Source organism: Streptomyces noursei (genome assembly GCF_016917755.1).
Taxonomy (GTDB): domain Bacteria; phylum Actinomycetota; class Actinomycetes; order Streptomycetales; family Streptomycetaceae; genus Streptomyces; species Streptomyces yunnanensis.
The window spans coordinates 1,509,695-1,521,622 of the sequence record NZ_CP070326.1; the positions used below are offsets into that span (position 1 = coordinate 1,509,695).

At 73.7% G+C, this 11,928-nt stretch carries 4 protein-coding genes and 1 pseudogene; 3 read left to right on the forward strand and 2 right to left on the reverse strand.

From position 1 onward, the window contains the following. On the reverse strand, window positions 1-360 hold the full coding sequence (locus tag JNO44_RS06490) for an ArsR/SmtB family transcription factor (protein WP_205362187.1): 360 nt from the start codon (window positions 358-360) through the stop codon (window positions 1-3). Between the two features lie 105 nt (window positions 361-465). Between JNO44_RS06490 and JNO44_RS06495 the strand changes: the two genes are divergently transcribed. Continuing rightward, the gene (locus tag JNO44_RS06495; protein WP_235092504.1) at window positions 466-1,641 is read left to right on the forward strand and encodes an MFS transporter; all 1,176 of its coding nucleotides are present in this window, start codon (window positions 466-468) and stop codon (window positions 1,639-1,641) included. 195 nt (window positions 1,642-1,836) lie between these two features. On the opposite strand, the gene JNO44_RS06500 is transcribed toward JNO44_RS06495, so the two are convergent. Then, window positions 1,837-3,048, reverse strand: coding sequence for a cytochrome P450 (locus JNO44_RS06500; protein ID WP_240167454.1), 1,212 nt, complete (start codon window positions 3,046-3,048; stop codon window positions 1,837-1,839). Window positions 3,049-3,358: 310 nt separating this feature from the next. Between JNO44_RS06500 and JNO44_RS06505 the strand changes: the two genes are divergently transcribed. Continuing rightward, window positions 3,359-11,866 (forward strand): type I polyketide synthase, encoded by an 8,508-nt coding sequence (locus JNO44_RS06505; RefSeq protein ID WP_205362189.1) that lies wholly within the window; start codon window positions 3,359-3,361, stop codon window positions 11,864-11,866. Between the two features lie 7 nt (window positions 11,867-11,873). After that, a pseudogene (locus tag JNO44_RS45065) lies at window positions 11,874-11,924 on the forward strand (polyketide synthase docking domain-containing protein); the annotation flags it as partial. Window positions 11,925-11,928: the final 4 nt, after the last annotated feature.

Sequence of the window (11,928 nt, forward strand, 5' to 3'; positions counted from 1 at the left end):
TCACATCCGCCCTTCCCGGGCCTCGGCTTGGCCCCCCTCGCGCTCGGGGGCCCCGAGGACCGCCTGCAGCAGGCCGGGGAAGCGGTACTCCATGTCGTCGCGGCGGACGCGGACCACCCGCTTGCGGCCGTCGGCGACCGTTCTCGTCAGGCCCGCCTCCCGCAGTACCCGGTAGTGGTGGGAAATGGTCGGGTTGCTCAGCCCCAGATCCACCCGTGCCACCAGGATCGCGCAGTCGATCGGGTCGACGGAGTCGTAGAGCGCCCGCATCAGCGTGCGCCTCCCGGGATCGGCGAGCGCGCTCAGGATGACCGTCAGGTCGAACGAGTCGACGGACGGCTCGGGCAGTGTGCGTGGCATCCGCAGACCCTCCATTCTTTGACCGTCATCGAATCATAGACTACCCTCCACGATATGACGATTCCACAATCATCGAATTCATCGCCGACCTGGCGGTTAGTCATCTTGGCCATCGGCACGTTCGTGCTCGGTGTCGACGGATTCGTGTTGCCGGGGCTGCTCCCCGACATCTCCAAGGACCTGCTGGTGAGCACCTCCACCGCCGGTCAGCTCACCACCGCCTTCGCCGTCGCCTACGCGATCGGCTCGCCGGTCATCGCCACGCTGACGGGCCGGATGGACCGGCGCCTCGTCATCGGTGCGGGCATGATCGCCTTCCTCGTCGGCATGGTGCTCCAGGCCGCGGGACCGACCTACGCGGTCGTGCTGGTGGGCCGGGTCGTCGCGGCGCTGGGCGCAGCCGCGTTCCAGGCCAACGCCTTTGCCGTCGCCGGGGTGCTGGCCCCGCCCGAACAGCGGGCCCGGGCCTTCGCGGTGATCGGTGCGGGGCCCAGCCTCGCCGCGGTCCTCGGTGTGCCCTTCGGGCTGCTGATCGGTCAGATGTGGGGCTGGCGCGGCACGCTGTGGACGATCGTCGTGCTGGCGGCGCTGGCCGCGGTGCTCGCGGGCATCGCGATGCCGTCGATGACGCTGCCCGCGACGACGATGCGGGAGCGGCTCGCGGTGCTCGTGAACCCGCGCATCCTCATCCTCCTCGCGGTGAGCGCCCTGGTGCTCGCGCCCACGTTCCTGATCTCCTCCTACTCCGCGGCCATCGTCGGGGTCAGCACCTCCGGCAGCAGCAACGCGATCCTGGGCGCGCTGTTGGTCTACGGCGCGGGCTTCTTCCTGGGCAACCGACTGGTCGGCAAGTTCGCGGACCGGTTCTCCTCGCTGACCGTGCTCACCACCGGGCTGGGCATCGTCACCCTCGGATCGGCCCTGCTGGCCGTGGTCCAGCACTGGTTCGTGCCGACCCTGGTGGCACTGTTCATCCTCGGCCTGATGGGCTCCGCCCTGTTCATCCCGCAGCAGAGCCGGGTCTTCGTCGCGGGTGGCGACGTGGCCACCGTCGCCCTGAGCCTGAACGGGTCGATGAACTACGTCGGCACCGCGCTCGGCGCCGGCATCGGTGGTGCGGTGCTCTCCGTCGCCGGTGTGCTCTGGCTGGCGCCGGCCTCCGCCGTCATCGCCGCCCTGGTGGCGGGCTTCGCGCTGCTCACCGCGCCCGAGCGCAGGGCGGCGAAGGAGCCCGCGCCCGCACCGGCCCAACAGGCCGAGCTCACCCCGAACGAGGCATGACGCCCGGGTGATCGTGACCCGTCGCGGTCACCCGGCGCAGCACGCCCCCGCAGATCGTGTTCGACGGTCTCCGGGGGCCGTCACGTTCCGGCGGACCGCGGGACCGCCGACGACCCGCTCTCGGGCCGGCCGTCCCCGGACGCACGCAACGGCGCGAGGGGCATCGCTGCCACCTCGCGCCGCGCGGTGCGTCGTTCAGGCCGAGACCACCCTGACCGGCAGTTCGGTGATCCCGGTGAACTGGTAGGAGCGCAGTCGCGGGGTCGGACCGACGATGTCGATGCGGTCGACCTTCTCGGCCAGCGCCTTGACCATCAACTCGATCTCCAGCACCGCGAGGTGCTTGCCGACGCAGAAGTGCGGGCCGCCACCGCCGAAGCCCAGGTGCGGGTTGGGGTCGCGGCCGATGTCGAAGGTGTTGGGATCGGCGAACACCGACTCGTCGCGGTTGGCCGAGACGATGTGCGCCATGATCTTCTCGCCGGCCTTGATCTGCTGGCCGCCCAACTCCTGGTCGACCACGCTGGTGCGGCGGAAGACCTTGGTCGGCGACACCCAGCGGACGATCTCCTCCGCGGCGGTCCTCGCCAGACCGGGGTCGGCCTTGAGGCGCGCCCACTGGTCGGGGAAGTGCGCGAACGCCTCCACCGCGCCGGCCAGCGAGTAGCGGGTGGTCTCGTTCCCCGCGACGGTCATCAGGACGAAGAACGCCTGGAACTCCTCCTGGGTCAGCTGGTTGCCCTTGTCGTCGGCGCTGACCATCCGCGTGATGATGTCGTCCACCGGGCAGCGCAGGCGGTCCGAACCGAGCTCGGCGGCGTATCCGGACATCTCCGCGACGGCCCGCCGCAGCCCCTCCGCGCCACCGCTCTCGTCGTCGGTCTGCCCGGCGATCGCCTTGGACCACTCGAAGATGAGGTGCCGGTCGGCGCGCGGGATGCCCATCACCTCGGCGATCACCACCAGGGGCAGCTCCGCGGCGACGCTCTGGACGAAGTCCGACTCGCCCTGCTTGATGGCCGCGTCGACGATCTCGGCGCACTCGGCCTCGATCCTCGGTCCCAGCGTCTGCACCACCCGCGGGGTGAAGCCGCGTGCCACCAACGAGCGCACCCGATTGTGTCGCGGCGCGTCCTGATGGATCATCATGCGGCGCATCACCTCGATGATGCCCGGGTCGAACTCCTGTGGTTGGGAACCCTTCAACTCCGAGGAGAACAGGGCGGGATTGCGCGCCACATGCACGACGTCCGCGTGCCGGGTGACCGCCCAGTGCCCCTCCGGCACCTCGGGGTCGGGGTTGCGGAACACCGGCGCCTCACTGCGCAGCACGGCGAAATCCTCGTACGGCGGGCCGTCGAGGTAGCGTTCCTGATCGAAGACGTCCATCTGGTCCAGGGTTGTCAATGGACCGACTCCTTATTGTCCGCGATTTCCTTGTGCCCCGACGCTCGATGAGCACGATTTAGGTCGAGATATTCCAGGACACTACGCGGCCCGGCACGGACCTCAACACCCCTAATCGGCAGCCCCGATACACCCCTAATCGGCACCCCTAATCGAGACCCCGACGCACCCCTAAGCGGTAGTTCCGGGCGCCCGGAGAAAGCAGGGTGGGTTAGGGGTTGGGCGGGCGGAATGCCTGGACAATCATCGGTTTCCCAACCACCCGGTCGTTCGGCCCGGCGCCGTGTCACGCTCATGGTGAAGGAGCACGATGCTCAACGAGGGAATTCCATCCACGAATGCGGTCGCGATAGTAGGGCTGTCCTGCAGGCTTCCCGGGGCGCCCGACCCGGACGCATTCTGGCAATTGCTCAAGAACGGCCGGAGCGCCGTCACCGACCCCCCGACGGACCGCGTGCGCGAAGGCGCCCTGCCGGCCACCGGCGGATTCCTGGACCGGGTGGACGCGTTCGACGCGGAGTTCTTCGGCATCTCGCCGCGCGAGGCGGCGGCCATGGACCCCCAACAGCGACTGCTGCTGGAACTGGGGTGGGAGGCGCTGGAGGACGCCGGGATCGTGCCGACGGCCCTGGCCGGCGGCCCGATCGGCGTCTTCGTCGGCGCGCTCGCGCACGACTACGCCACGCTGACGCACCGGAGCGCCGGCCCGATCACCCGCCACACCCTCACCGGACTCAACCGCGGCATGCTCGCCAACCGGATCTCGCACGCCCTGGGGCTGCGCGGGCCGAGTATCACGGTGGACACCGCACAGTCCTCGGCGCTGGTCGCCGTGCATCTGGCGGCGGAGAGCATCCGGCGCGGCGAGTGCGCGGTGGCGGTCGCGGGCGGCGTGAACCTCATGCTCACCGCGGAAAGCACGCTCAGCGTCGCGGAGTTCGGCGGCCTCTCCCCGGACGGCCACTGCTACACCTGCGACGCACGGGCCAACGGCTACGTCCGCGGCGAGGGCGGCGGTCTCGTCGTGCTCAAGGCGCTGTCCGCGGCGCTCGCCGACGGCGACCCCGTCTACTGCGTGGTGCGCGGCAGCGCGGTCAACAACGACGGCGCCACGGACGGGCTGACCGTCCCCAGCGGCGAGGCACAGCGCGCGGTGCTGCGCCAGGCCGCCGAGCGGGCGGGCATCGCGCCGGCAGCCGTGCAGTACGTCGAACTCCACGGCACCGGCACGCCGGTCGGCGACCCGATCGAGGCCAACGCGCTGGGCGAGGAGTTCGGCGGGGAGCGCTCCGGGCATCCGCTGCTGATCGGATCGGCCAAGACCAATGTGGGGCATCTCGAAGGGGCCGCGGGCGTGGTGGGCCTGCTGAAGGTCGCGCTGAGCCTGCGGCACCGGCGGATCCCCGCCAGCCTCAACTTCGACACCCCCAACCCTCGGATCCGGTTCGACGAGCTGAACCTGAGGGTCGCGCGGACCACCGACGCGTGGCCGCGCCCCGACCGGGAACTGATCGCCGGCGTCAGCTCGTTCGGCATGGGCGGCACCAACTGCCACATCCTGCTGTCCGCTCCCGCCCGGGCCGAGGAACCCCCCACCGACACCGACGGACCCGGCCCCGCCCCCGCCGTGCTGCCGTGGGTACTGTCCGCGGCCAGCGCCCCGGCGCTGCGCGAGCAGGCCGGCCGGCTCGCCGCGCACGTCCGCGAGTTCCCGGACCGGAGCACCCTCGACCTGGGGCACTCGCTGGTGCACACCCGCGCCCGCCTGGACCACCGGGCGGTGGTGCTGGGCGGCGACCGGGCGGGGCTGCTCGCGGGGCTGGACTCCCTCGCCGACGGCACGCCCTCGGCCGCCGTCATCAGCGGGCGGACGGCCCGCGCCGCCGGTGGCGGGATGGGCGGCACCGCGTTCCTCTTCCCGGGGCAGGGAAGCCAACAGGCCGGGGCCGGCCGCGCGTTGTACCGCGAACACCCCGTGTTCGCCGCGGCGCTCGACGAGGTGTGCGCGCTGCTGGACACGCATCTCGACCGGCCGCTGCGCGACCTGCTGTTCGCCGAGCCGGGATCTGCGGACGCCCGGCTGCTGGACGAGACCCGATACACCCAGCCCGCGCTGTTCGCCCTCGGTATCGCGCTGTTCCGGTTGGTCGAACACCACGGTGTGCGGCCGGACTTCCTGGTCGGCCACTCCATCGGCGAACTCGCCGCCGCGGCCGTCTCGGGGGTGTTCTCCCTGGCCGACGCGGCCCTGCTGGTCGCCGCCCGGGGCCGGCTGATGCAGGCGGCGCGGCCGGGCGGGGCGATGGTCGCGCTCCAGGCGGACGAGGACGAGGTCGCCCCGCTGGTCGCCGAGCAGCCGGACCTGCTGTCCCTCGCCGCGGTCAACGGGCCCGCCGCGGTCGTGGTCGCGGGTGACGCGGAGGCCGCCGACGAACTCGCCGCACGGTTCTCCGCCCGGGGGCGCAAGACCCGCAGGCTGCGGGTGAGCCACGCCTTCCACTCCCCGCACATGGACCCGGTCCTCGACGAGTTCCGATCGGTCGCGGCCGGGATCGCCTTCCACCCGCCGCGCATTCCGGTGCTGTCCAATGTGACCGGGCTGCCGGCCGACGAGCGGCTGACCACCCCCGACTACTGGGTCCGGCACATCCGTCGCCCGGTGCGGTTCCTCGATTCCGTCCGGTACCTGGACGGTGCCGGAGTGACCGGATTCCTCGAACTCGGCCCGTCCGGCGTGCTCAGCGCGATGGTCCGCAACGGTCTCCCCCAGCGGGCCGAGGGACAAGTCGCCCGGGCCGCCGCGCTGTTGCGGCCGGAGCGGGCGGAGTGGCGCTCGGTGCTGGAGGCGTTCGCGCAACTCGAACTCGCGGGCCACGGGCCGGACTGGGCCACCGTCCTGGGTGGCGGCCGCCGGGTGGCGCTGCCGACCTACCCCTTCCAGCGTCGGAGCCACTGGATCGACGTCCGGCCGGCACCGTTCGCCCCGTCCGCGCCGGTCGCGCTGCCGTCCCCGGCCGAGGCGACCTCCGCCGAGCAGGTCCACGACCGGGAGGCACCGGAACCGTCCGACGGCGGCGCGGGCCTGGCCGGCCGGCTGGCGGGGCTGACCGCCGAACGGCAGGAACGGCTGGTCCTCGATCTCGTGTGTGCCGGTGCGGCGGCCGTGCTGGGCCACGACGACCCGGCGGAGGTGGCGGTGGACCGCACGTTCACCGAACTCGGGCTGGACTCGCTCGGCGCCGTGGAGTTCCGCGACCGGCTGAGCGCGGCCGCGGGCCTCCCCCTCTCGCCGACCCTGACCTTCGACCACCCGACGCCCCTGGCCGTGGCCGCGGCGATCCGCGCGAGCGTCACCGGCGACACCGCCGCCCCGGAAGCGCACCGGGCACCCGTCCAGGACGAGCCGATCGCCATCGTGGCGATGGCGGGCCGGTGGCCCGGGGGCGTGGACTCGCCGGAGGGCCTGTGGGAGCTGGTGTCCAGCGGGACGGACGCGGTGGGCGGGTTCCCGACCAACCGGGGCTGGGACCTGGACCGGCTGTTCGACCCCGATCCGGACCGGCCGGGGACGACCTATGCCCGGGAAGGCGGGTTCCTGCACGACGCGGACCTGTTCGACGCCGACTTCTTCGGGATCAGCCCGCGCGAGGCCGCCGCCATGGACCCGCAGCAGCGACTGCTGCTGGAACTTGCCTGGGAGGCTCTGGAGCGGGGCGGCATCCGGCCCGCACCGCTGCGCGACACCAGGACCGGGGTGTTCGTCGGCGCCACCCAGCAGGAGTACGGCCCGCGGTTGTACGACCCGGCCGACGGCGGTGGATACCTGCTCACCGGCGGCACCAACAGCGTCGCGTCCGGCCGGATCAGCTATGCGCTCGGCCTGACCGGCCCCGCCCTCTCGATCGACACTGCCTGCTCGTCCTCGCTGGTGGCCATCCACCTGGCCGGGCAGGCCCTGCGCGAGGGGGACTGCGACCTGGCCCTGGCGGGTGGGGCCACCGTGATGGCCTCCCCCGGCATGTTCACCGAGTTCTCCCGGCAGCGGGGCCTGGCGCCGGACGGCCGGTGCAAGGCGTTCGCCGCGGCGGCCGACGGCACCGCATGGGCGGAGGGCGCCGGGCTGTTGGTGCTGGAGCGCCTGTCCGACGCCCGGCGCAACGGCCACCCGGTGCTCGCCGTCATCCGCGGCACCGCGGTCAACAACGACGGTGCCTCCAACGGGCTGACGGCGCCCAACGGGCCGTCGCAGCAGCGGGTCATCCGGCAGGCGCTCGACCGGGCCGGGCTCCGGCCGTCCGAGGTGGACGCCGTCGAGGCACACGGCACCGGGACCGCGCTGGGCGACCCGATCGAGGCGCAGGCGCTGCTGGCCACCTACGGGGCGGGGCACACCGCGGAACGACCGCTGTGGCTGGGCTCGCTCAAGTCCAACATCGGGCATGCCCAGGCCGCCGCGGGTGTCGCCGGGGTGATGAAGATGGTGCTGGCGATGCGGCACGGCGTGCTTCCCGCGACGCTGCACGTCGACGAGGCGACCCCGCACGTCGACTGGTCCGACGGCACGGTGGCGCTGCTCACCGAGGAACGGCCGTGGCCCGAGGTCGACCGTCCGCGCCGTGCCGCCGTGTCCTCCTTCGGCATCAGCGGCACCAACGCCCACCTCGTCCTCGAACAGCCGCCCGCCGCGGCGCCGGCGCCGCCGGAGGGCCCGGACCGCCGGCTGCCCTTCGTCCTGTCGGCGACCGGCCCGGCCGCCCTGCGGGACCAGGCCGCGCGCCTGAAGGCGTTCGTGGACGGCACGTCCACGTCGCTGCCGGGCATCGCGCGGGCGCTGGCCACCACCCGGACGGCGTTCGTGCACCGGGCCACGGTCGTCGCAAAGTCCCGCGCGGAACTGCTGGACGGACTGGCCACGCTGGCGCAGGACGGCACCGCGCCGAACGTGCTGCGCGGCGCTGCCGACCGGGCGGGCAAGGTCGCGTTCGTCTTCACCGGCCAGGGCAGCCAGCGGGCCGGCATGGGCCGCGAGCTGTACGCGACGTCCGAGGTGTTCGCCGCGGAGCTGGAGAAGGTCTGGGCCGAGTTCGACCGGCATCTGGACCGTCCGCTGCGCGAGGTGATGTTCGCCGAAGCGGGCACACCGGAGGCAGAACTGCTGCACGAGACGGCCTACACGCAGCCCGCCCTGTTCGCGTGGCAGGTCGCGCTCCACCACCTGCTGCGTGCCCACGGCCTCGTCCCGGATTACCTGGTCGGGCACTCGGTCGGCGAACTGGCCGCCGCACACGTGGCGGGCGTTCTCGACCTGGCCGACGCGTGCGCGCTGGTCGCCGCCCGCGGCCGGCTGATGCAGCAACTGCCCGCCGGCGGCGCCATGGTGGCCGTTCAGGCGGGCGAGGACGAACTCCGGTCCTCCCTCGACGAACACGGGGGCGCGGTGTCCGTCGCCGCGGTCAACAGCCCCACGTCGACGGTGCTCTCCGGTGCCGCCGAGCAGGTCGAGGCAGTCGCCGCGGTCTGGGCCGCCCGTGGCCGCCGGACCCGTGCGCTCCGCACGAGCCACGCCTTCCACTCCTCGCTGATGGACGACATGCTCGCGGAGTTCGAGCGGATCGCGGGCGGCCTGCGGTACGCCGCCCCGACCCTCCCGGTCATCTCCAATGTGACCGGTGCCCCCGCCGGCGACGGGGACCTGACGACCGCCGCGTACTGGGTGCGGCACGCCCGCGAGGCGGTCCGGTTCCTCGACGGTGTCCGCGCGCTGCACGCCGAGGGCGTGACCCGGTACGTGGAGGTCGGCCCGGCCCAGGTGCTCACCGCCATGATCGGCGACTGCCTGGCCGACTCCGCCGACGAACCCGTGCTCGTCGCCACGGCGCACCGGGACGTGTCCGAGCCCGCCGCGCTGCTCGACGCGCTCGCGCGCGCCCACGTGTGGGGGCTGCCGGTGGACTGGTCGGCGCTGTTCGGCGTCGACCCGCGGCACCCGGTCGACCTGCCCACGTATCCGTTCCAGCGGGAGCGCTTCTGGCTCACCGCGAAGGCCGGCGGAACGGCGGAGCTGAGCGACGCCGGACTGGCGGCGGGCGAGCATCCGCTGCTGCCCGGCGCGGTGGAACTGCCCGACGGCGGTTGGCTGTTCACCGGGCGGCTCGGCACGGTCGACCACCCCTGGCTGGCCGACCACACCATCGGCGGTGCGGTACTGCTGCCGGGGGCCGGCTCCGTCGACCTGGCCTCGTCCGCGGGGGCGCGGGTGGGCTGCCCGCACGTCGAGGAGCTCACCCTCGAAGCGCCCCTGGTGCTGCCCGACGAGGGCGCGGTGCTGCTGCGGGTGGCGGTCGGTGCGGAGGACCCCACGGGGGCGCGCCCGGTGGCCCTGCACGCCCGCCCCGCGGACGACGCCGACGCGCCCTGGACCCGGCACGCCAGCGGACTGCTGACCGCCGCGGAGGAGCCGCGGCACACCACCGGTGCCCGCCCGCCCGCGGACGCGGAGCCGCTCGACGTGACCGACTGGTATCCGCGGCTCGCCGACGAGGGCTACCAGTACGGTCCGGTCTTCCAAGGGGTCGAGGCGGCCTGGCGGCACGGCGAGGACACCTACCTGCGGATCCGGCTGCCCGAGGACGCCGACGCCGCCGGCCACCGGATCCACCCGGCCGTGCTGGACGCGGCGCTGCACCCCCTCGTGCGGGGCGGCGGAAGCAGCGGTTCCGGCGCGATGCTGCTGCCGTTCACCTGGTCGGGGGTGTCCGCGCACGCCGTCGGCGGGACCGTGTTCGACGCCCGCGTGTCGCGGACCGGACCGGACACCGCGGCGCTGCTCATCGCGGACCCGGCCGGGACGACCGCGGTGGCCGTCGCGTCCCTGGCCCTGCGCTCCGTGCAGCGCAACCAGCTCGGCGCCGGCCGGGACCCGGCCGGATCGCTGTTCCACATCGAGTGGCAGCCGGTCGAACCGCCGCAGCCCGCGCCGCACCGCGACATCGCGCTGCTGGGTGCCGAGGGTGCGGACTGGGCCGCCGCGCTGGGTGCCCAGCGCAGCTACCCGGACCCGAGCGCGCTGCGGGCGGACCTGGACGCCGGCGCCCCGGTGCCGGACCTGGTGTTGGCCGCCGTCACCGGCCCCGGCCACCGGGGCGGCATCGTGGCCGCGGCGCACCGTACGACCACCCGGACCCTGGCGCTGCTCCAGGAGTGGCTGGCCGACGAACGGCTGGCCGCGAGCCGGCTGGTCGTCGTCACCACCGGAGCCGTCGCGCTGTCCCGCGCGGATCTGCGCGCCCCGGACGCCACCCCGGTGTGGGGCCTGGTGCGGTCCGCGCAGACCGAGAACGCCGACCGTTTCGTGCTCCTGGACGTCGACGACGAGCCCGCCTCGCACCGTGCGCTGCCCGCCGCCCTGGGGCTCGACGAGCCGCAGTTGCACGTCCACCACGGGCAGGTCCGGGTGCCGAGGCTGGAGCGGCCGGGCCGCGGCGGCGCGGTGCCGTCGCTCGATCCCGACGGCACGGTGCTGGTCACCGGTGCCACCGGGGCGCTGGGCGGTCTGATCGCCCGGCACTTGGTCGCGGCGCACGGTGCCCGGCACCTGCTGCTGGTCAGCCGCCGGGGTGGGGCGGCCCCGGCGGCGGCCGAACTCGCGACGGAGCTGCGGGCCCTGGGGGCGGAGGTCTCCTCGGCGGCCTGCGACGTCGCCGACCGTGACGCGGTGGCCGAGCTCCTCGCCGGCGTGTCCGCGGCCCATCCGCTGACCGCGGTGGTGCACGCCGCGGGCACCCTGGACGACGGGGTGATCGGCGCACTGACTCCGGAGCGGGTGGCGTCGGTGCTGCGGGCCAAGGTCGACGCGGCCTGGAACCTCCACGAACTGACCCGGGACACCGAGCTGTCCGCGTTCGTGCTGTACTCCTCGGTCGCCGGTGTCCTCGGCACGGCCGGGCAGGGCAACTACGCCGCGGCCAACGCCTTCCTGGACGGCCTCGCGGAGTACCGGCGCGCCCTCGGCCTGCCCGCCACCGCCCTGGCCTGGGGGCTGTGGGACAGCGGCATGGGGGAACGGCTGACCGACGTCGACCGCGCCCGGATGGGACGTGCGGGTCTCGCGACGATCTCCCCCGAGCAGGGGCTGGCGCTGTTCGACGCGGCGCTGGCCACCGACCGCGCGGTGCTGGTCCCCGCACCGTTGGACTTGGCCACGGTACGGGCCAGGGCGGCCGAGGGCGTGCTGCCGCCCATCCTGTCGGGGCTGGTGCGCGCGCCCGCCCGGCCAACCGGCCGGGGCGTCGTGGCCGAACCCGAGGCCGCGGCGCACCTGGTGAGCCTGCCCGAGGCCGAGCGGGCAGCCTGGCTGACCGAGGCACTGCGCACGCGGTTGGCCGGGGTGCTGGGTCATCCGAACGCGGACGCCGTCGACGTGCGGCGCGGGTTCCTGGACATGGGACTGGACTCGCTGGCCACCATCGAACTGCGCAACCAGGTGAACGCGCTGGTCGGCCTGCGGCTGCCGACCACCCTGCTGATCGACCACCCCACCGTGGTGGCCCTGGTCGAGCACCTGCTGACCCAGATCGCGCCGGAGCCCGCCCCCACGGCCGAGCCGGCCCTGGTCGACCTGGCCCGCATCGAGCAGAGCCTGTCCTCCGCGGCGCCCGCCGAGCGGGCACTGCTCGCGGCCCGACTGGGCGATCTGCTGAGCCGGTTCGGCCGGCTGGAGGCCGCTGCACTCGCCACCGACCTGGAGTCCGCCAGCGACGACGAGATCTTCGACCTCATCGACAACGAACTCGGCATCTCCCCCATCGAAGAGGACTGAACTCCCAGTGACGACCGAGCAGAAGCTCCGCGACTATCTCAAGCGGGTCACCGCCGATCTGC

Excerpts from the sequence above, each read along its gene's own strand:
- JNO44_RS06490 (WP_205362187.1), bottom strand. The coding sequence starts at position 360 with ATGCCACGCACACTGCCCGAGCCGTCCGTCGACTCGTTCGACCTGACG.
- JNO44_RS06505 (WP_205362189.1), top strand. The coding sequence starts at position 3,359 with ATGCTCAACGAGGGAATTCCATCCACGAATGCGGTCGCGATAGTAGGG.